General features: G+C 47.1%; 1 protein-coding gene. It reads left to right on the top strand.

From position 1 onward, the window contains the following. Positions 1-348, top strand: a 348-nt coding sequence (locus KH400_RS22970; protein ID WP_217228588.1) for a nucleoside 2-deoxyribosyltransferase, incomplete at both ends; no start/stop codon positions are given.

Raw genomic sequence — 348 nt, forward strand, 5'->3', positions numbered from 1 at the left:
TGACCAAATTGATCGTATTGAACGTATGGAAAAGGCTCTAGCAGCCAACCCAACGGTGTCAGAATTCTTCAGTCCACGTACTGAGCAACACGACGAATTCGAGTTTGGTTCAAAGGAATGGGCAAAGGCAATCTACAAGGGTGATAAGGATCACTTGGATCCAGCCGAAGTTGTGATTGCTGTAATTGACTATGAGGGTGAACACGTTGATCCAGGTACTGCCTGGGAGATTGGTTACTCAGAAGCAACGAAGAAGCCAGTTATCTTGGTGAAGGAAAAGGAAGGTGGCATCAACTTGATGATGTCAGTGCCAGCCCACGCCTTTATCACGGATGTTGCGGATGTTGC

Source organism: Desertibacillus haloalkaliphilus, from assembly GCF_019039105.1.
Classification (GTDB): Bacteria; Bacillota; Bacilli; order Bacillales; family KJ1-10-99; genus Desertibacillus; species Desertibacillus haloalkaliphilus.